Source organism: Sphingobacterium alimentarium (assembly GCF_004342685.1).
Taxonomy (GTDB): domain Bacteria; phylum Bacteroidota; class Bacteroidia; order Sphingobacteriales; family Sphingobacteriaceae; genus Sphingobacterium; species Sphingobacterium alimentarium.
The window spans coordinates 1-18,824 of record NZ_SMBZ01000044.1; the positions used below are offsets into that span (position 1 = coordinate 1).

Sequence of the window (18,824 nt, forward strand, 5' to 3'; positions counted from 1 at the left end):
GGTCAAGCAAAAAGTATCTGGGATGTTCAAATCGAACAATGGAGCACAAAACTATGCGACAATAAGATCTGTTGCCGACACTTGTATTAAGAACTCACAATCTGTCCTCGATGCTTTCTACAGCATTGCTATTCTATAGTACCTGAGTGGTTACTTTACTATGAAAGTCAAAATACTTCCAATTATTTATTTTATTATTTTTCTGACATTATCATCATGCAGTTCGGATGAAGAAGATCGTCCGAATGCAAAATATAAGTATATTCCTGAAAGAAGTTTAGTGTTCTTTCAGCATAATTCAGTTTTCAGTACATTGGATACACGAATTAGGCCGTTTGACATTTATGTAGATTTAAAAACAGAGCTTACTTATACAAGCAAATTCTCAATAATACCAATAGCATTAGCTGAATCTCCTGTTATATTCAATTGGATTAATTGGAAAAACACGTCTATTTCTATTAACAAATCATTTTCATACAAAAAACAAACTATAGAGGCGAATAGTGACCTGTTAAGTGTCGATGGTAATGCAGTTGTTTTACACGATACAGAGAATAAGGCCACTTTTAATAACATATTCTTTACTAACGCTCGATTTAATAAGGGTTTGACCAAATTTACAGTTTCAGGTGAATTAGAAGATGGGCAGAAATTCAAGTTTGAGAAAGAAGTGTATTTGGATTTGTAATCCATCCTCGCCAATGACTTTCCTATTTCAGTCATAATTGAACTCGTTATAGCTATTTAATTTTCATTTTCTTATCTTTAGGCGAATTTTAAAATAGGAGTTTAGCTCTTGCTACGACTTCTATTTTGACAACAGAAAAATCATACAATTTCAACAGAAACTATGTCATCTAAAATCATTTACACTAAAACAGATGAAGCGCCATTATTGGCTACTTACTCTTTTTTACCTATTGTACAAGCTTTCGCTAAGACAGCGGATATCGATGTAGAATTAAGAGACATTTCATTAGCTGGCCGTATCTTAGCTAATTTCAATGCATATTTAAAACCTGAGCAACAAACTGCTGACGCATTAGCGGAGTTAGGACAGTTAGCAACTACTCCTGACGCTAACATCATCAAGTTGCCAAATATTTCAGCTTCTATTCCTCAATTAAAGGGAGCTATTGCTGAATTACAAGCTGCTGGTTACGCAGTTCCAAATTACCCTGATGCGCCAGCAACAGAAGAAGAAGAAAAAATCAAAGCTACATACGCTAAAATTTTAGGATCGGCAGTAAACCCAGTTTTACGTGAAGGTAACTCTGACCGTCGTGCGCCTAAAGCCGTTAAAAATTACGCTAAAGCTAACCCACACCGTATGGGAGCATGGGCTGCGGATAGCAAAACAAAAGTGGCTTCAATGACTGATGGTGATTTCTACGCTACGGAGCAATCTGTGACTATCGAGAATGATTCACAATATAAAATAGAATTCATTGCTGAAGATGGTTCAGTAAAAGAATTAAAAGGTTTGGCAGCATTAAAAGCGGGTGAAGTTATTGATTCATCGGTATTGAATGTAGCTAAATTAAAAGAATTTGTTGCGGCTACTATCTCTGAAGCGAAAGCTGAAGGCGTATTGTTGTCAGCACACTTGAAAGCTACGATGATGAAGGTTTCTGATCCGATCATTTTCGGTGCTATCGTAGAAGTTTATTTCAAGGATGTATTCGCGCAATACGGTGAATTATTCGCTTCATTAGGTATCAACAAAAACAATGGATTAGGTGAGGTTTTCGCTAAAATCGCAGGTAACGAAAAAGAAGCAGAAGTAAAAGCGGCTATTGAAGCGGCTATCAACAATGGTCCTGACTTAGCTATGGTTAATTCGGACAAAGGTATTACAAACTTACACGTGCCTTCGGATGTAATCGTAGATGCTTCTATGCCAGCTATGATTCGTATCGGTGGTAAGATGTGGGACAAAGCAGGAGCAGAGCGTGATACGATCGCGATCATTCCTGACCGTTCTTACGCTGGCGTTTACGAAGCTGTAATCGAAGATTGTAAAGAAAACGGTGCTTTAGATCCTCAAACTATGGGTTCAGTTCCTAACGTAGGTTTGATGGCTCAAAAAGCTGAAGAATACGGTTCTCACGACAAAACTTTCCAAGCTGCTGCAAATGGTACTATCCGTGTCGTAGATGCAAATGGTGCTGTATTGATGGCTCAAGTTGTTGAAGCTGGTGATATCTTCCGCATGTGTCAAACTAAAGATGCTCCAATCCAAGACTGGGTTAAATTAGCGGTAAACCGTGCACGCTTATCGGCTACTCCAGCTGTATTCTGGTTGGACGAGAACCGTGCTCACGATAGAGAGATTATCAAGAAAGTAGAGAAATATTTAGGCGATTACGATACAAATGGTTTAGACATTTTCGTAATGTCTCCTATTGAGGCTACTACATTTACATTGGATCGCATCCGTGAAGGATTAGATACTATTTCTGTTACAGGTAACGTATTACGTGATTACTTGACAGATTTATTCCCAATCTTAGAAGTCGGTACTTCAGCGAAAATGTTGTCTATCGTTCCATTAATGAATGGTGGTGGTCTTTTCGAAACTGGTGCTGGTGGTTCTGCACCTAAACACGTAGAGCAATTCTTAGAAGAAGGTTACTTACGTTGGGATTCATTAGGTGAGTTCTTAGCATTACAAGCTTCTTTCGAGCACTTAGCACAAACTCAAAACAATCCTAAAGCGCAAGTTTTGGCTGACGCACTAGATGAGGCGAACGCTTTGTTTTTAGCAAATGACAAATCTCCAGCTCGTAAAGTAGGTCAAATTGACAACCGTGGTTCTCACTTTTATTTGACTTTATATTGGGCGCAAGAATTAGCAAAACAAACGAAAGATGCTGAATTAGCTAGTAAATTTTCTGCTTTAGCTGAAATATTGACTGCAAATGAAGCTAAAATCAATGAAGAATTGATCGCTGCTCAAGGTAAAGCACAAAATATCGGTGGTTACTACTTCCCGAATGATGAATTAGCTACGCAAGCTTTACGTCCTTCAGCGACATTAAATAATGCTATTGCTGCTTTGTAAGTAATTCATTTTTAGAAATATTAAAAGTCTTCTTCGATTACGAAGGAGACTTTTTTGTTTATATTAGAGGTATGTTTCATACTTTCATTAAGTAAGTCGGATTATTAGTAGGACATACATTATTAAGTTTTTTTACATGTATCCTTCTTTGTGGGGTTTTTAGATTAAATGGTGGAGAGTATGGAATGTCTCCATTATTGCTTTTAATAGCATCAACAATTTTATTGGGAGTATATGTGCTTTGGACAATTGGTTATTTCTTTGTTAAACGAAAAATTCTAAATACAGGATTTATTATTAAATATTTCACAATCGTATATTTAGTTTTTATTGTCTTAGGTGGTATTATGGAGATTACTGATCCAATATATTGGATCTATATTATGTCCATACTATTCGCGTCTGCTATTATTTATTTTTTGAGTAAAGGACTGAATGAAGAAAATTTTCAGTAAACTAAAATCTTAACTCAATAGTCTTGTAAATAGCTTCTTTTGGAAGATTGAAGGTTACTAAAGAGTCTGTATGTGTAATGGTGGTTTCGTATTTAACACAAGACTTTATATCAAAATCAATAGGAACAAACTTTTCTCCCATATCACTTTGCAAAAGCTTATCATTGATTTTAACAAAATACTGAGGGTCGTAGTATTGTAGACCCACCCACCTTTCTACTGTATTGATATAGATTACTGACCAATTAATATATACGGAATCATTAAAGAAGCCTTTTGAATCATTATGTATTAATACATATTTATTTAAGTCCATTTGATATACTTCAATTGAACTATTAGAATTGAATCTGTAAATACGGTTATATTTTTATTTTGATTTATTATTTTGGCATTGCCATTAATGTATTTTCTAATCATAGGATGAGCTTGATCAGTTATTTTATAATATAATATTGCAAGTGTAGGTAATGATAGTAAGAGCGTGATAGATATTAGAATTATGTTCTTCCGTTTAAATGTTATTAATCCTAAGATGACTACAAGAACAATTTGAAGAATTATGAGTAAATTAATAACCAAATAGGAATGACTATAAGGTCATTTTTTAGGTAGTCTGTAACCAATAGAAAACTTATAAAAATCGAAAATACTAATAAGCTCGTTAGAATGGTATTAAAGACTGTTTTCATTTTTTTTATCGTTAGAATTCGGATTTTACTATTGAAGGTAATTAATAATAAATGAAATAAATAGTTGATTATCCATTTATTATACCTACCTTGTGGTCTTTAATAATAATACATAATATGAATAACGGAACTGTAAAGTTTTTTAATGAAACTAAAGGATTTGGTTTTATTACACCTGATGGTGGTGGCGATGACATCTTTGTACACGTATCAGGATTAGTTGACCAAGTTCAACAAGGAGACCAGGTTACCTACGATGTAGAGAACGGTCGTAAAGGCATCAATGCCACTAATGTAAGAGTAAACTAATTTTAATTATACTTATCTTGCAAAAAGGCGAATCTATTAGATTCGCCTTTGTTTATTTATAAGAACTTGAGGAAGTTCGTAATAGTATATTATAAGACAATTACTTCAGTAACTTGAAGCCCTTGTTTGCTCGATTGCGATTTGAATTTTACCTTTTGGTCTTGATGTAAGACAAAACCTAAAATTTTGAAGTTGAAATACACATTTTCGCGTGTTTCATTATCACGAATAAATCCATACTGACCTGCTTCGTTGTAAAACGATACTTTACCAAATGAGTAGACATCTTCTACTTCTGGACGGATTAGATCTTCTTCTTTGAATTCGTATTTCTTAACGGGTGGTTTGTCCGATATATTTCCGTTTTCATCTACATATGCGAACATTTCTTCTAATGCTTTACCTTTGTCATTAGAATCTTCACGTTGTGCTTTTCTTTCTTCTTTTTCTTTACGTTTCTGTAATTTTTTCTTAGCGATTTCTTTTTTTCTAAATGTTTGTTGGCTTTGACCCATGTATTGTTATTTAATGATGATTTTTAAATTTGAGAAAAGTCTAAATTATCGACAGGAAATTCTGAGATGAGAATATAGGCGAAAATGTGCGGCTTTTTTTACAAATATACAAAATATAAATGAAAGGAGCGAACTTCGATCTTATTGTTAACTTTGTATAAAATAGCAAAGTATGATCATAATTGACTCTCCATCGCACAATGCGTACTTCAATATAGCATCGGAAGAATATTTGTTGCAAAAATTTCCACAAGAAGAAATTCTATTATTTTACATCAATGCACCTTCTATAATCATCGGTAAATTTCAAAACACCCTAGCTGAGATTAATTTGGACTACGTAAAGGAAAATGATATAAAGGTCGTACGACGTCTATCGGGTGGAGGAGCTGTATATCACGATTTGGGGAATTTGAATTTTTCCTTTCATACATTAGCCTCAGACAAAGATTTTAGCGATTTCGAAACCTTCACAACTCCTGTGGTCAAACTGTTAAACAGTTTAGGTGTACCAGCGAAGCTAGAAGGAAGAAACGATTTGTTGGTGGATGGTAAAAAATTCAGTGGCAATGCGAAAACCATCAAATCCAAAAAGATGATTCAGCATGGCACCATATTGATCAATTCTGAAATGGCTGTGCTGGCAGATGCACTGAAAGTCAATCCGCTAAAATTTGTCGATAAAGCTGTGAAATCCAACCGCGCGCGTGTCACAAACTTGATTGATTATTTGCCTTCCGGAACGACCACAGCATCATTCAAACAGTTATTTATTGAAGAAATAAAATCTTCCAACGAAAATGTCCAAGTATATGAATTTGATCAGCAAGATATGGAGGCAATCGAAAAGTTGATAGCTGAGAAGTATAGCACTTGGGAGTGGAATTTTGGATTCTCACCAGACTACAATTTCAAAAAAGCGAATAAAGTGCCAGCAGGATTTATTGAGGTACACTTGGATGTCCACAAGGGTATTATTCAAGAAGCTAAGATATTTGGGGACTTCTTCGCTTCCAATGCCATTGAGGAGTTAGAAGGTAAGCTTGTAGGCGTAAAGCATGATCAAGATGCTATCCGATCCTTATTCCATACGCTGGACATACAGTCTTATTTTGGTAAAGTGACGGTAGAAGAAGTATTAGAAATTTTCAAATAAGCGCTACATAAATTGATTGTCGTCATTCAATTTATCTTTGTAATATTTTATCTTCTTATACATTTTGTTGAAAAAGAGTTTTTTATCTCGCGTGCCTGCTGTGTTTAATAACTTGGAGTTTTTTAGTTGATGTTGGAAAAAATTATGCGAATGATTACATGTTTCCTCATCATTGGTAATGAAATAACCCAGCATCGTATAAGGCACAAATAGCGTTTTTTTCTTTTGATTGCAGACTAATACATTGTTGTTTAGAATCAACAGATCATGATGGTATATTTTAAATCTATCGTTTTGCATATTGCATTGTGATTCCAACGTAATTATTAATTTTTCTACCTGCTCACAGATGGCTAAAGCTTCCTCTGTGGATAATAAATTGGAATCATAAAAGTATAAAATCTGCTGCAGCGTACTATTTATGGTCGTATCGTTCCAAATTTCATGCTTAGTCGTGTTGTCATAAAATTGAAGTAAGTTTTGGGAGCTTTCCAACAGCTGCGCTTTGAATTGAAAATCTTTGAAGGGCATCAATAAATTAGGATTGAGAATTTGCATCCACACGAATCGTTTGAATTGAGACAATACGTCCGAACCTAAGGTGTAAAATAAGGGAATGTCTTTGGCGGAGTAATATATTTCTGTTGTTGAATCGTTTTTATACGTGGATAAATGATTGAAGGATTGCGAAAGATAGTTTGACAAATCTTCAAAAGAATTAATTTCTTTGGTTTTATTTACCAATACATACTTCTCCTTTTGGAATAGATTATCCAAAGAAATACCATAATGTCTGGCCAAAATTGCGGTTTCTTCTAGGCTTAACTTACTTTTATTGGAAGCCCGCCTATGCGCTGCGTCATAACTTATATCCAACACCTGCGAGAGTTGCTCTATCAAGGAAATTGACGGTCCAATCTTTTTTCTAATAATCTGTAAAAATTTTTCATGTTCCATGGATTTTGTGATAATCGCAAAATGAAAATTAAATATATGATTTAATCACAAATTATTATTTAATAATCGCAATAATTTTGAGTATAAATTAAACTTAAAGATTATGAAAGCAATTATTTTATGGATAATGATTTGTGTGCATACAAGCTCATTATTCGCTCAAAAAACACAGGTATTTTCTTTGTCGCCACTGGCACGAGAGACCAAAAAAGTGAATGGTTTAGTAGTTGGTGTCGGGCATTTTGGCAAGAAAGGTGAGACCAAGGAAATAAACGGGTTAAATGTAGAACTGATGGCCTTATCGCCATTTGTGGTCTTTATGGCCGTGATGTATGGGAGTAATTTGAAGCAAACGCATACCGATACCACAGTAAATGTGAATGGTATTAATCTGGCTTTGGGCGGATATCTTACAAGTGTGAACCATAAAGGTATAAATATAGCAATGTATAATGCAGGGCATTCCATGCGAGGAATTAGTTTTAATGCCACATTTAACGCTGTTCATGAGATGAAAGGTTTGAGTATAGCTGGTTTTGGTAACTATACGGACTATGCTACAGGGTTAAATATCGCGCCAATAAATTTTGATAAACGAAAATGCGTGGGGTACAAATTGGTATTTATAATAAATCCCTGCATGTTAAAGGATTGCAGATTGGATTAATAAATATTTCGGATGATGTTTGTGGAATGCAGTTGGGGCTTCTCAATAAGAATCGTAAAAGAGTGTTACCATTTATAAATTTTTAGTATGAAAGCACTATTAGCGACTGTGGTATTTTCCTTAAATACCGTACTATTGATTGCCCAGGAGATGCATGCTGAAGCCGATTCTTCGAATTTTAAAAGATTTGAGGCTGAAGTAAGTTGGTTTACCCCAATTGGAGCCTTAAAAAATTATATGAATCCAACACCATTATTCGGCATGTGGTATAGATCCCAATTCTCTGAAAATTCTATCATAAACTATGGATTGCAATTGAGCTTTCCGAAAGAACATGCCTTTGAGTATGCCAATGCTGATTTTAATTCAACTACAAAATCTTTGGCGGGCAATCTGGGGCTGAGATTAGATAAGGCACTATTCAAAAATAATGCAGGCACTAGAAGTTTGAATTGGTCCACACATTTTGGCTATAGTTTTTACTTTTATGATGACGTGAAATTGCGTGAAGAATATGCAGGCTGGTCCCCAAAGCGAAAAGAAGAGGAGGGTGAACCTGTTTTCATACGTCCGTTCAGTACCTTCCATATCGGCCAATCGATTAAATTAAATATAAATAACGTAGGCCTGTTTGCACAATACAACTATTCGCCGTACCATATATTCACCAAAGTAATCGATCGAAATTTTGGCTCTCAGCATTTTAATATTGGAATTAGCTATAGGCAGTAAATCAATTGGTTTGGTAGGTTTGTAGCAAAAAAAAAAAGCTCCAGTAAATTTTACTGGAGCTATAAATAGAAAATATATAGGATTAATTATAGTTGATAAGGAATTCGTCCATTGGTAATCTAACTTTTTTCATATTCACTAACCAGTCACTTGACTCATCGCGATAGCCTAAAGTAAGAATAGTAACGGATTTTAATCCAAGCTTGCTAAGGCCTAGCAATTCATCCAATTCTTGACTATTAAAACCTTCCATTGGTGTAGCATCCACACGTTGTTCGGCCGCTGCAGCAATGGCTAGACCAAAACCGATGTAAGCTTGTTTAGCTGCGTGGTGGAAGTGTTGCTCAGGTGTTTGTTTTGCATAGGTAGACCACAGCATATTTTTATAATCGTTAGAATATCCTTCTGGTAGATCACGCTCACGCTCGCTATAGGCAAATACTTTGTTTAGATATTCTTCCGTATACTCTTCGTTAGCGGCGAATACCAAAAGATGTGAAGCATCTACGATTTGTGATTGTCCGAAAGCAATAGGCTGAATTTTAGCTTTCAACTCTGGATCTGTAATTTGTATCACTTTGAAAGGTTGTAATCCGGAAGATGTAGGGGCCAAACGTGTTGCCTCGATGATATAATCTACTTTTTCTTGTGCAACCACTTTTCCGTTCATTTTTTTGGTTGCATATCTCCATTGTAAATCTTGTAATAATCCCATGTTGTTGTTATTTGTGTTTTTGTAATGTATAAATAAATCCTTCTACAGCATCAATCACAGTAGGAGGAGGTAATTTGCTAATTTCTTTGTTGGACAATAAATCAATGGCCACAAAACCGTGCAGCATCGACCAAAAGGTTTTCAACTTAAGGTGCCTATCTACTTGTTCATTATTGTAATGTGACAATATTGCTTCTATGGCTTGTAACATCATATTCGAACTAGCTTTCATTTCATCCGAACTGTTGATGGTCTCGCAGGCTGGAATTCCTAACCCAAACATAATTCTATATGACGGCGTCTGCGTAGAGGCAAATTCCCAATAGCCTAAAGCTATCTGACGCAACTGATCTATTTCGTCCGTGCCTTTATCTCTGGCTTCTTGCAGATGCGTGGCAAGATTATTAAAACCTTGCTTTGAAAAATATTCAACTATAGCTTCCTTATTTTCAAAATGCTTATAAATGACAGGTACGCTGTAATTAATAGCATCCGCAATCTTTCGAATAGAGAGTGCCTGCCAGCCTTCCTCTTGAATTATTTTCCAAGACTGGTCAATGATGGCTTGCCTCAATTCTACTATTTCTTTTTCTCTTCTCGAAAGCATGTTCTTTTCGTTATATATGCAACTTGTTAACGGTGTTAACAAAAGTAACACTGTTATTTATAATTCCCAAATGTCCGATGGGAATTAGACTTTCAGTTGACAATTACCGCTTTTGGCGGTATTTTCCATGAATTTTAATAAATTAAAAGTATTTTAGCTGATATAACACAACAGAAGTTTATGCGAAAAAAAGTCTCATTAGTATTGGGAAGTGGAGGAGCGAGGGGGATTACCCAATTGGGGGTAATAAAATGGTTGACGGATAATGGATTTGAAATCAATGAAGTGGTGGGATGTTCTATTGGTTCACTGGTAGGTGCTGCTTTTGCTGAAGGTAAAAACAAGGAATTGGGAGAGTGGATGTCGAAATTGACCAAACGGATGGTCTTCCTTTTAATGGATTTTGGTGATCCACGTTATGGATTTTTGAAAGGTCAGCGTGTGTTAACGACCATGCAAGAAGTTTTCGAAGACCTGCCTATAGAAAACATGAAAATAAAATACACGGCTGTAGCGACTGATATGACTAACCAAGAAGATGTCGTATTCCGTTCGGGTAGTGTATATAATGCAATTCGGGCTTCCATTGCTATTCCCGGAGTTTTTAAATCTGTAGTCACAGAGGATGGACGATTTTTGGTCGATGGTGGCGTGTTGAATCCATTACCCATCAATTATGTACAATACCGTGAGAACATCATTATTGCGGTAAATCTGGATGGGAATCGGGATTTACTTACACCTATAGCGTATGATAAATTGAATGCTATAAGTCTTTGGCAGGAATCTTATTTTGCCATGCGAAGACGATTGACACAGCTCAGTATTGAATTATATAAACCCAATTATGTGATTCATATTCCGCATAATATATCAGGCATTTGGGATTTTGATCGTTCAGAGTTCTTAATGGATAAGGGATATGAATATGCAGAAGCCAATTTAGGTCATTTGATAAAAAAATAAGGGATTAAAACTTAGTTTTAATCCCTATTATAATTTTATGGGTGATATCCTCTAACTGTTAGAGAAATATCTTTTAAGATTCTATTAGTATAACGACGCGGTTAGAAGAATATTATATAAAATATAAAAATTTTATTTTTTTCTAATTGTCACCGCATTTTTGTGTGCGTGAAGACCTTCCAGTTCCGCCAAAATTTCCACTGTCGAACCTATCTGTTGAATACCCTCTTCGCTGATTGATTGGAAAGTGATTTTTTTGACAAAAGAATCAACTGACACACCCGAATATGATCGTGCATAACCCGACGTAGGTAAAGTATGATTTGTGCCAGAAGCATAGTCACCTGCACTTTCTGGTGTCAAATGTCCTAAGAAAACGGAGCCCGCATTCAATATTAAAGAAGTAATCGTCTGCCAGGAATCAATCTCAAGAATGAGGTGTTCGGGGGCATAAAGATTAGAAAATTGCATCGCTTCTCTCAGGTCTTTGACAATGACAGCATAAGAATTGTCTATCGCCATAGACGCTATTTCCTGTCTTGGCAACACAGCAATTTGAGAGGCCAATTCTTTAATAACTTGATCCACTATATCTGCGCTGGTTGCTACCAATATAGCTTGGCTATCAGCACCGTGCTCGGCTTGAGCCAATAAATCCGCGGCTACGTATGCTGGATTGGCAGTCTCGTCAGCAATTACAAGCACTTCCGATGGTCCCGCAGGCATGTCTATACTTACATTGGTCAGACTTTGAATGGTACTTTTAGCTTTGGTTACAAACTGATTGCCGGGACCAAATATTTTGTCCACTTTTGGAATGGTCGAAGTACCAAAAGCCATAGCCGCTACGGCCTGTGCACCACCCACGAGGTAAATGCGATCAATTTTCAGCAATAACAAACAGTAGGCTACAAAACCATTGATTTTCCCATTTTTCTGTGGAGGGGAGCATACCACGATCTGCTTACAACCAGCAATACGTGCGGGTACCCCCAACATCAACAGGGTAGAAGGCAATACCGCCGATCCTCCTGGAATGTACAATCCGACTTTTTCGATAGGGCGGATCTCGCGCCAGCATTTTACGCCAGGCATGGTCTCTACGACGCGCTCACGCTTAGTCTGTACGCTGTGGAATTTATGTATATTTTGAAAAGCTATTTCCAAAGCACGTTGCTGTTCGCGACTGATGGTCATAGCGAGCTCTTCGATTTCGTCTTTTTCCAAATACAATTGGTCCAACTGCACCTGATCAAATTTTGCAGCATACTGAACCAAAGCGCTATCGCCTTGCTGACGTACTTCTTCGATAATTTCGTTTACCGTAGATTGTATCGAAAGGTTCGGATCTGAGTTGCGCAGCACCAGTTTTTCGATATCCTCGGTAGCAAGATTTGCGTATGTGTATGTTTTTAACATTATAAAATAATCTTTTCGATAGGCATTACTACGATTCCTTGAGCACCAGCTGATTTTAATACATTAATTTTGTCCCAAAAATCATCTTCCGAAATGACAGTATGAACCGCCACCCAACCTTCTTCGGCCAAAGGCACTACAGTAGGGCTTTTTACGCCGTGTAGCAATTCTGTGATTTTTGGTAGATTCGCTTTTTCCACATTCAAAACGACGTATTTGGTTTCTTTGGCACGCAGAACAGACTGAATACGTTGCAAAAGCTCCGCCAAAACTTCATTATCCTCCAATCCTTCACGACCAATCAAGATCGCTTCTGATTTACGTACATCAGCAAAAGGTTTTAAGCCATTGCTTTTCAATGTTCCACCAGTGGATACAATATCACAAATTGCATCACTCAATCCCAGCCCTGGAGCAATTTCCACTGAACCCGAAATCGTCTGGATGTCCGCCTTGATTTTATATTCATCCAAAAATGATTTTAAGATAACTGGATAGGAGGTAGCGATGGATTTGCCGTTAAGGTCCTTGAGGTCGACAATGGAAGAATCCCTTGGAATAGCCAATTTCAACATACATTTACCAAAACCTAAGCGCTGAATATAGTTTACTTGGGCTTGTGTCTCGTCAATTACATTTTCGCCAACGATTCCTAAGTCGGCAATCCCTTGTTCGACATATCCAGGGATATCGTCATCTCTTAAGAAAAGAATTTCAAGATTAAAATTTGAAACGGTAGTTATAAGGGAGCTTTTATAATTTTCGAAGTCTAAACCACAATTTTTAAGTAGCAGAACGGATTTTTCATTTAATCTACCCGATTTTTGGATAGCAATCTTTAGATTTTTCAAAACGGATTATATGTTTTTGATGAATAATATTATTAATAAAAATGACTATTGGGAAAAAGATGCTTCACGTAGAAACACATAACATTACATATCGCCACAATGGCGATGATGCGTATGAAAGTGATATGTGAAGATTGTGATCATTTATAAATAATATCCACACAAAAATAACCGATTATTATAGTTTTTGCAAACCTTTTTGAATTTTATTAAAAAAATTAATCAAACGTTTGATTTCTTTATTAAAACAACATTTGGTGATATCGCGTTTTTTAACACTTCTTAGAGTGTTTTTAATATTATATTTTAGGTGAATAATATACACCAACATTATGAAAAAACTCCTTTTTGTACCTTTTATAATTGCCTGTCTATTGCAGCCTAAAGTGCAAGCACAGTCAGCTTCTGATTATACCCGAATAAATAATGATTTAGTACTATTCGAAGATGGACTCGGTCTTAAGCTGAAGAAAAAAATCAACAAAAAAGCCATCGCTTCCATCAGTCATCCGGGGATAAGGGAAGTAGCCACTGCAATTTATACTAAGCAATATAATCCTTCGTATAAATTTGCAACCTATCACGCTATACTCAATCCTAAGACCTTAGGCCGTACATTGAGTATTGGTGACGGCTATAGTATGTATGAAAATGTGACGGGTGTATATTTAGAAAAAGGTGAGCATGTGGTGCTGGTAGACGGTATTGAAGAAGGTCGAGAAGTAAAATTGTATGTGCCAAATTGGTTGCGTAAGGCGCCCAATCCTGAAAAACCAACTGAAGATCCAGACGGCTGGGGACTGCATAAAAAAGAATTCACACTACGCAATGGACCAAATATTATCCAATTGGATAGCTATGGCAGTCTAGCCTATATCGCCTATTTTTCCAATACACCGGAGGATGAAAAACCAATTTCGGTGCACTTCATTACAGGCAAAGAAAATGGCTATTTTGATATCGCCAAACATACAGATGCAGATTGGAATACACTGATAGATCAAGCTGTATATCCGATTCTCGATGCTAAGGGCAAGCACATTCAGACGGCTTATCCTGTAGAATCGTTGAAAAAATATGCGTATGGAAGAGGTGTGGAGTTGCTTTCGAATTACGATTCGCTCGTATACAGACAGCACCGCTTAATGGGATTGGAAAAATATAATCGCGTACCTGAAAATAAAATCTTGTCACGTGTGAATTACAATTATTATATGTTTAGAGATGGGGATGGCGTGGCTTATATGGGGGACAAAGTAGGGTATGCCATGCGTATGGTTGTGAATCCGGATGTGGTCATTAAAGGAGATCCGTGTTGGGGATTCAGCCACGAAGTAGGGCATGTGCATCAGACTCGACCTATGTTCAACTGGGGTGGATTGGGCGAAGTGAGCAATAATCTTTTCTCTTTGTACGTCACTCGCTCATTTGGTAACAAAACCCGTATTTCGAAGCAGAAGAATTACGATAAGGCGCGTGAAGCAATTATTAACAAAGGAATTTCTTATCTGGCAGACGGGGATGTATTTAACCGTTTAGTTCCGTTTTGGCAATTGCAGTTATATTTCGAAGGTGTAGGGGCTAATCCGGATTTTTACCCTGATTTATTCGAAGCTTTTCGCAAGCAAGACGAGGCACAGGCAAGCAACCGGACGGGTGATTGGGCCACGGATAGACGTTTAGGCGAGCGCAATCCTGCTGTTCATCAATTGAATTTTATAAAAACGGCTTGTGAGGTTTCGAAAGTCGATCTGACAGATTTCTTCGATAAATATGGATTTTTCTATGTGGGAACACTCAATTACGATGATTATGGTAAATATACTTACACTATGACGCAAGAAATGGTTGATAAATGTTTAAGTTATATCAAAACACTGAATCTTCCCAAACCAAAAGTAGATATCAGCACCTTAAGAGACTAAACTATAAAACCCCAATTCATTCGGATTGGGGTTTCTTTTTCTCTATTTTATTTGATTTCTATAGGAAGTTGCCTTCCTTCTTTTTCTGCTTTTTTATCCATAGAAACTCCCAGGGCTGATCCTATCCCTATTCCAATAGGCAGTCCTACGGCCATAAGCCCTAAATTTCCTACGCTAAGACCTATTGCAACACCAATAGAGATTCCCATACTTAACCCCAGGGGGATCCACAGATTTCTGTAATAATTAATAGGTACCAGTTTCGACTCCTTTTCTACCAGTCTAATGATACTGCTTTGCTTGTTTTTAATGAATCTTATAAGGGGATTTTCAACTAATGCAGAGTTATTGATTTCTTCAATTTCAGCATTGATTTTTAATCGGGATTCGCTATCCAAATTTTTCTCGCGTAATATATCAATTAGGCTTTGTAGCTGGACTATAGCATCTTGCACTTTAATAGAAGTATTTTGGGTCTCAGGGTTTACAGTCAATTGAATTAGTTCCATGAATTTATAATTTCGTTGGTTTTTATTCTGTAAATATACAAAGTTTTTTTTATTATAAGGATATTTTTTTAACCACAAGGAATGTGCTTTGGGTGCTACGGGAGTTTTCTCAGATAAATTCAGGAATTTCAAATAACTTCAATTTCAGAACTTTTATTATTTTCATACATCGGATTGTGCATAATTCCGAAATGCTGATAGGGAAGTAAATATAAAAATGGAAGAACGGCTCCAGAAATCCCATAATACGCATCCATAATATCTCGGGTGTTGATGAAAGGCAGATACAATTCATATACGACATTAATGGCTATTAAGATTGAGGCTGTGATATACGTTCTTTTAAGCGATTTATTTTCTAATGTTGTCGTGTATCCTGACACCAAAACCAGCAGCAAAGTGATTGAAAAATTGGATATATGCTGATGGTAATTAGGAAATAACTGCAATAAAAAATCAAAGCGCAAACTTTCGAGACTACGGGCGGCAAACAATATCATGCCTATTGCAACAATAATAAAGTAGAGAACTGTACTCCATATTTTCGGAGCATATTTAAGCTGTTTGAGCAGATTCTTTTTCATGTGAAGATTCATCTTAACCCTTTAAATATACATAGTTTTTACTTTTGATAGCGGTCCAAAAACAAATAAATCCTTTACTGGTTAATAGCATATGCGATTGATTCAATTTCGACCCGAAGGAATATATTGTGTGCCAGGCCAATTTTTTATTGATCCTTGGCAGCCTGTGGATATGGCTTTGATCACCCATGGGCATGCGGATCATGCACGCTGGGGAATGAAGAGATACTTGTGCCATCATTTTACAGTACCTATTCTCAAAAGTCGAATTGGTCCGGATATTCAGGTACAAGGAATTGGCTATGGTGAAGCCATTACGATTAATGGCGTGCAAGTTTCATTTCATCCAGCAGGACATATTATTGGCTCTGCTCAGATTCGTCTAGCTTACAAGGGTAAGGTAACAGTGATTTCGGGTGATTATAAACTCCAAGAAGATGGTCTTTCGACTCCCTTCGAACCTATCAAATGCCATGAGTACGTGAGTGAGAGTACATTTGGCCTACCTATTTACCAATGGAATACGGTGGAGAAGCAAAATGAGGAAATGGCGAACTGGGTGCAGCATAATCAGTCCTATAAGAAAACCTCTGTTTTTGTCGGATATTCTTTGGGTAAAGCACAGCGCGTTATGAAAGCCGTGGAAGGAATAGCACCACTCTATGTGCATTATTCCATTCATAAGTTGAATCAGGCTTATGAAAGTTTGGGTATCCAACTGCCAAAATATGAGGTTTTGGATTTTAGAGAAGATGTCAAACATGTGAATCAAGGAATTGTAGTGGTGCCTCCGGCTCTGGTGGATTCGAATGTCATTCGCAAAATCCCGAATATGGCATATGCCATTTGTTCGGGTTGGATGACAGTGCGAGGGGCGCGTCGCTGGCGTAGCGCAGATGCTGGGTTTGCGATTAGCGATCATGCAGATTGGAACGATTTGCTTACCGCAATTAAATCTACTGGGGCAGAAAAAGTATATGTCACGCATGGTCAGACTGCCGTATTCGCGAAGTACCTCAACGAAATAGGAATCGACGCCCAAGAAGTAAAAACGGAATTTGGAGAGGAAGAAGACGAAGCGCCAACCACCAAACTAGAAGGGAGCGTGCTATGAAAACATTTGCTTCCTTAGTGCATGCGCTTGACAGCACGAATAAGACGAATCAAAAAATGGAAGCCATCCATCATTTCTTAGAAGTTGCTGAAGACAAGGATAAGCTGTGGTTTTTGGCTCTTTTTAGTGGTCGTCGCCCGAAAAGAGGAGTGTCTACCACACTTTTACGTGAGTGGGTTAAGGAAATTACCAGTATCCCGGATTGGCTTTTCCAAGAATCCTATGCTTCGGTCGGTGATCTTGGCGAAACGATTTCGTTGCTCTTGCCTCCCCCGATCGGATATATGGACTTTTCGCTCGCTGAATGGATGGACAAAATCCATAATTTGAGCAGGTATGATGAATCACAGAAGAAACAATTTATCCTACAGGTATGGGCAAACTTGCCGCATCAGGAACGTTTTATTTTCAATAAATTATTAGGAGGTAGCTTTCGGTTGGGCGTTTCGACTAAAGGATTGATTAATGCTATATCTTCGTATTATAATTTGGAAGCTAGTGCGGTCTCGCATAGTATTATGGGGGAATGGACTGTCGAGAATTCCAGTTTTGAAGAGCTGATTCATGGACAGTACGTGGACAGTAACCTTTCCAAACCCTATCCATTTTGTTTGGCCTATCCCATAGAAGGTGTGGAGCAAACGCTGATCGATTTGAAGGATTGGCAAATCGAGTACAAATGGGATGGTATTCGTGGGCAAGTCATTAAACGTAATCAAGAAGTATTCATCTGGTCCCGCGGGGAAGAATTGGTTACGGACCAATTTCCCGAAATTGTAGAAGAAATAAAAAATTGGGAGGGTGATTTTGTTTTGGATGGTGAGATTCTCGCGATAGCGGATGGTGAGATACTTAATTTCACAGCCTTACAGAAGCGATTAAACCGCAAAGTAATTTCTAAGAAGCTATTAGAAGAAGTTCCGATAGGCTTGTATCTGTATGATATATTGGAAATTACACATCAAGATGTGCGTCAAGAATCGATGCAAGCCCGTAGAGCTTTATTGGAAGGATTGCTGGCGGACAAACCGCTCATAAACATAAAGATTTCGCCACTAATACAAGTGGATAGTTTGGAATCTTTGAAAAGCGTCCGGGAGCAAGCACGCGATATAAATAGTGAAGGGTTGATGCTTAAGCATACCAATTCTGTTTATCATGTGGGGCGCAAAAAAGGGGATTGGTGGAAATGGAAAATAGATCCATTGACCATAGATGCGGTGCTGATTTATGCGCAAAAAGGAAGTGGACGAAGAAGCAGTCATTATACCGATTATACTTTTGCTGTACGGGATGGAGATAATTTGGTGACCATTGCCAAGGCTTACTCCGGGCTTACGGACAAGGAAATTCAGGAAGTAAGCCGCTTTGTAAATAAAAATGCGGTAGAGAAGTTTGGTCCGGTTCGTACTGTAAAACCCGAACTGGTTTTTGAAATAGCTTTTGAAGGAATAGGATGGAGCACACGGCATAAAGCAGGGGTAGCGTTACGTTTTCCACGAATTTTGCGATGGCGCAAAGATAAAACAGTAGCTGAAATAGATAATTTGGAATCGGTTAAAAAATTAATTCATTAACTTCATT

At 37.3% G+C, this 18,824-nt stretch carries 20 protein-coding genes; 11 read left to right on the forward strand and 9 right to left on the reverse strand.

The window, feature by feature from the left end:
* The first annotated feature begins 160 nt into the window (after nucleotides 1-160).
* Both EDC17_RS13480 and EDC17_RS13485 read left to right on the forward strand, forming a co-directional pair.
* Nucleotides 161-691, forward strand: coding sequence for a hypothetical protein (locus EDC17_RS13480; protein WP_132778586.1), 531 nt, complete (start codon nucleotides 161-163; stop codon nucleotides 689-691).
* 162 nt (nucleotides 692-853) lie between these two features.
* Nucleotides 854-3,067: an NADP-dependent isocitrate dehydrogenase gene (locus EDC17_RS13485; protein ID WP_132778587.1), complete on the forward strand. Its 2,214-nt coding sequence runs from the start codon at nucleotides 854-856 to the stop codon at nucleotides 3,065-3,067.
* Nucleotides 3,068-3,523: 456 nt separating this feature from the next.
* On the opposite strand, the gene EDC17_RS13490 is transcribed toward EDC17_RS13485, so the two are convergent.
* Nucleotides 3,524-3,838, reverse strand: coding sequence for a hypothetical protein (locus tag EDC17_RS13490; RefSeq protein ID WP_132778588.1), 315 nt, complete (start codon nucleotides 3,836-3,838; stop codon nucleotides 3,524-3,526).
* A gap of 493 nt (nucleotides 3,839-4,331) precedes the next feature.
* On the opposite strand from EDC17_RS13490, the gene EDC17_RS13495 reads away from it, so the two are divergent.
* On the forward strand, nucleotides 4,332-4,523 hold the full coding sequence (locus tag EDC17_RS13495; protein ID WP_132778589.1) for a cold-shock protein: 192 nt from the start codon (nucleotides 4,332-4,334) through the stop codon (nucleotides 4,521-4,523).
* Between the two features lie 89 nt (nucleotides 4,524-4,612).
* Here the strand turns inward: EDC17_RS13495 and EDC17_RS13500 are convergent, their stop codons facing one another.
* Complete coding sequence (locus EDC17_RS13500) at nucleotides 4,613-5,038, reverse strand: cold-shock protein (protein ID WP_132778590.1); 426 nt, start codon at nucleotides 5,036-5,038, stop codon at nucleotides 4,613-4,615.
* Nucleotides 5,039-5,210: 172 nt separating this feature from the next.
* On the opposite strand from EDC17_RS13500, the gene EDC17_RS13505 reads away from it, so the two are divergent.
* Nucleotides 5,211-6,194 carry a lipoate--protein ligase gene (locus tag EDC17_RS13505; RefSeq protein WP_132778591.1) on the forward strand — a complete coding sequence of 328 codons (984 nt, stop codon included), beginning with the start codon at nucleotides 5,211-5,213 and terminating at the stop codon, nucleotides 6,192-6,194.
* A 3-nt stretch (nucleotides 6,195-6,197) separates the two neighbouring features.
* Here the strand turns inward: EDC17_RS13505 and EDC17_RS13510 are convergent, their stop codons facing one another.
* Nucleotides 6,198-7,151 (reverse strand): hypothetical protein, encoded by a 954-nt coding sequence (locus EDC17_RS13510; protein WP_132778592.1) that lies wholly within the window; start codon nucleotides 7,149-7,151, stop codon nucleotides 6,198-6,200.
* A 103-nt stretch (nucleotides 7,152-7,254) separates the two neighbouring features.
* Here EDC17_RS13510 and EDC17_RS13515 point away from each other — a divergent pair, with 103 nt between their 5' ends.
* The 3 genes from EDC17_RS13515 to EDC17_RS13520 are packed head-to-tail and all read left to right on the forward strand — an operon-like array spanning nucleotide 7,255 to nucleotide 8,550.
* Complete coding sequence (locus EDC17_RS13515; RefSeq protein WP_132778593.1) at nucleotides 7,255-7,818, forward strand: hypothetical protein; 564 nt, start codon at nucleotides 7,255-7,257, stop codon at nucleotides 7,816-7,818.
* Nucleotides 7,752-7,904, forward strand: coding sequence for an LA_2272 family surface repeat-containing protein (locus tag EDC17_RS17670; protein WP_394343366.1), 153 nt, complete (start codon nucleotides 7,752-7,754; stop codon nucleotides 7,902-7,904). Before EDC17_RS13515 ends, EDC17_RS17670 begins: the two co-directional genes overlap by 67 nt.
* 1 nt (nucleotide 7,905) lies before the next feature.
* Nucleotides 7,906-8,550, forward strand: a complete 645-nt coding sequence (locus EDC17_RS13520) for a hypothetical protein (RefSeq protein ID WP_132778594.1) — start codon at nucleotides 7,906-7,908, stop codon at nucleotides 8,548-8,550.
* A gap of 82 nt (nucleotides 8,551-8,632) precedes the next feature.
* Here the strand turns inward: EDC17_RS13520 and EDC17_RS13525 are convergent, their stop codons facing one another.
* Together EDC17_RS13525 and EDC17_RS13530 are read right to left on the reverse strand one after the other, a co-directional pair.
* On the reverse strand, nucleotides 8,633-9,265 hold the full coding sequence (locus tag EDC17_RS13525; protein WP_132778595.1) for a nitroreductase family protein: 633 nt from the start codon (nucleotides 9,263-9,265) through the stop codon (nucleotides 8,633-8,635).
* A 7-nt stretch (nucleotides 9,266-9,272) separates the two neighbouring features.
* Nucleotides 9,273-9,872 (reverse strand): TetR/AcrR family transcriptional regulator, encoded by a 600-nt coding sequence (locus EDC17_RS13530; protein ID WP_132778596.1) that lies wholly within the window; start codon nucleotides 9,870-9,872, stop codon nucleotides 9,273-9,275.
* Nucleotides 9,873-10,052: 180 nt separating this feature from the next.
* Here EDC17_RS13530 and EDC17_RS13535 point away from each other — a divergent pair, with 180 nt between their 5' ends.
* Nucleotides 10,053-10,838 (forward strand): patatin-like phospholipase family protein, encoded by a 786-nt coding sequence (locus tag EDC17_RS13535; RefSeq protein ID WP_132778597.1) that lies wholly within the window; start codon nucleotides 10,053-10,055, stop codon nucleotides 10,836-10,838.
* A gap of 132 nt (nucleotides 10,839-10,970) precedes the next feature.
* Here the strand turns inward: EDC17_RS13535 and hisD are convergent, their stop codons facing one another.
* The gene (gene hisD, locus EDC17_RS13540) at nucleotides 10,971-12,257 is read right to left on the reverse strand and encodes a histidinol dehydrogenase (RefSeq protein ID WP_132778598.1); all 1,287 of its coding nucleotides are present in this window, start codon (nucleotides 12,255-12,257) and stop codon (nucleotides 10,971-10,973) included.
* Nucleotides 12,257-13,108, reverse strand: coding sequence for an ATP phosphoribosyltransferase (gene hisG / locus EDC17_RS13545; protein ID WP_132778599.1), 852 nt, complete (start codon nucleotides 13,106-13,108; stop codon nucleotides 12,257-12,259). The genes hisD and hisG overlap by 1 nt, the downstream gene beginning before the upstream one ends.
* A gap of 332 nt (nucleotides 13,109-13,440) precedes the next feature.
* On the opposite strand from hisG, the gene EDC17_RS13550 reads away from it, so the two are divergent.
* The gene (locus tag EDC17_RS13550) at nucleotides 13,441-15,033 is read left to right on the forward strand and encodes a M60 family metallopeptidase (protein WP_132778600.1); all 1,593 of its coding nucleotides are present in this window, start codon (nucleotides 13,441-13,443) and stop codon (nucleotides 15,031-15,033) included.
* Between the two features lie 47 nt (nucleotides 15,034-15,080).
* On the opposite strand, the gene EDC17_RS13555 is transcribed toward EDC17_RS13550, so the two are convergent.
* Nucleotides 15,081-15,542: a hypothetical protein gene (locus EDC17_RS13555; protein WP_132778601.1), complete on the reverse strand. Its 462-nt coding sequence runs from the start codon at nucleotides 15,540-15,542 to the stop codon at nucleotides 15,081-15,083.
* A 128-nt stretch (nucleotides 15,543-15,670) separates the two neighbouring features.
* Complete coding sequence (locus EDC17_RS13560) at nucleotides 15,671-16,126, reverse strand: hypothetical protein (RefSeq protein WP_132778602.1); 456 nt, start codon at nucleotides 16,124-16,126, stop codon at nucleotides 15,671-15,673.
* A 91-nt stretch (nucleotides 16,127-16,217) separates the two neighbouring features.
* Between EDC17_RS13560 and EDC17_RS13565 the strand changes: the two genes are divergently transcribed.
* A complete protein-coding gene (locus EDC17_RS13565) occupies nucleotides 16,218-17,240 on the forward strand; it encodes a ligase-associated DNA damage response exonuclease (RefSeq protein ID WP_132778603.1) in 1,023 nt (340 codons plus the stop codon).
* The gene (locus EDC17_RS13570; protein WP_132778604.1) at nucleotides 17,237-18,817 is read left to right on the forward strand and encodes an ATP-dependent DNA ligase; all 1,581 of its coding nucleotides are present in this window, start codon (nucleotides 17,237-17,239) and stop codon (nucleotides 18,815-18,817) included. The genes EDC17_RS13565 and EDC17_RS13570 overlap by 4 nt, the downstream gene beginning before the upstream one ends.
* The last annotated feature ends 7 nt before the right edge of the window (nucleotides 18,818-18,824 follow it).

Bases quoted from the DNA above. Each gene is read 5' to 3' on its own strand.
- EDC17_RS13480 (WP_132778586.1), top strand. From the start codon at position 161: ATGAAAGTCAAAATACTTCCAATTATTTATTTTATTATTTTTCTGACA.
- EDC17_RS13485 (WP_132778587.1), top strand. From the start codon at position 854: ATGTCATCTAAAATCATTTACACTAAAACAGATGAAGCGCCATTATTG.
- EDC17_RS13490 (WP_132778588.1), bottom strand. From the start codon at position 3,838: ATGGACTTAAATAAATATGTATTAATACATAATGATTCAAAAGGCTTC.
- EDC17_RS13495 (WP_132778589.1), top strand. From the start codon at position 4,332: ATGAATAACGGAACTGTAAAGTTTTTTAATGAAACTAAAGGATTTGGT.
- EDC17_RS13500 (WP_132778590.1), bottom strand. From the start codon at position 5,038: ATGGGTCAAAGCCAACAAACATTTAGAAAAAAAGAAATCGCTAAGAAA.
- EDC17_RS13505 (WP_132778591.1), top strand. From the start codon at position 5,211: ATGATCATAATTGACTCTCCATCGCACAATGCGTACTTCAATATAGCA.
- EDC17_RS13510 (WP_132778592.1), bottom strand. From the start codon at position 7,151: ATGGAACATGAAAAATTTTTACAGATTATTAGAAAAAAGATTGGACCG.
- EDC17_RS13515 (WP_132778593.1), top strand. From the start codon at position 7,255: ATGAAAGCAATTATTTTATGGATAATGATTTGTGTGCATACAAGCTCA.
- EDC17_RS17670 (WP_394343366.1), top strand. From the start codon at position 7,752: ATGCGTGGGGTACAAATTGGTATTTATAATAAATCCCTGCATGTTAAA.
- EDC17_RS13520 (WP_132778594.1), top strand. From the start codon at position 7,906: ATGAAAGCACTATTAGCGACTGTGGTATTTTCCTTAAATACCGTACTA.
- EDC17_RS13525 (WP_132778595.1), bottom strand. From the start codon at position 9,265: ATGGGATTATTACAAGATTTACAATGGAGATATGCAACCAAAAAAATG.
- EDC17_RS13530 (WP_132778596.1), bottom strand. From the start codon at position 9,872: ATGCTTTCGAGAAGAGAAAAAGAAATAGTAGAATTGAGGCAAGCCATC.
- EDC17_RS13535 (WP_132778597.1), top strand. From the start codon at position 10,053: ATGCGAAAAAAAGTCTCATTAGTATTGGGAAGTGGAGGAGCGAGGGGG.
- hisD (WP_132778598.1), bottom strand. From the start codon at position 12,257: ATGTTAAAAACATACACATACGCAAATCTTGCTACCGAGGATATCGAA.
- EDC17_RS13550 (WP_132778600.1), top strand. From the start codon at position 13,441: ATGAAAAAACTCCTTTTTGTACCTTTTATAATTGCCTGTCTATTGCAG.
- EDC17_RS13555 (WP_132778601.1), bottom strand. From the start codon at position 15,542: ATGGAACTAATTCAATTGACTGTAAACCCTGAGACCCAAAATACTTCT.
- EDC17_RS13560 (WP_132778602.1), bottom strand. From the start codon at position 16,126: ATGAAAAAGAATCTGCTCAAACAGCTTAAATATGCTCCGAAAATATGG.
- EDC17_RS13565 (WP_132778603.1), top strand. From the start codon at position 16,218: ATGCGATTGATTCAATTTCGACCCGAAGGAATATATTGTGTGCCAGGC.
- EDC17_RS13570 (WP_132778604.1), top strand. From the start codon at position 17,237: ATGAAAACATTTGCTTCCTTAGTGCATGCGCTTGACAGCACGAATAAG.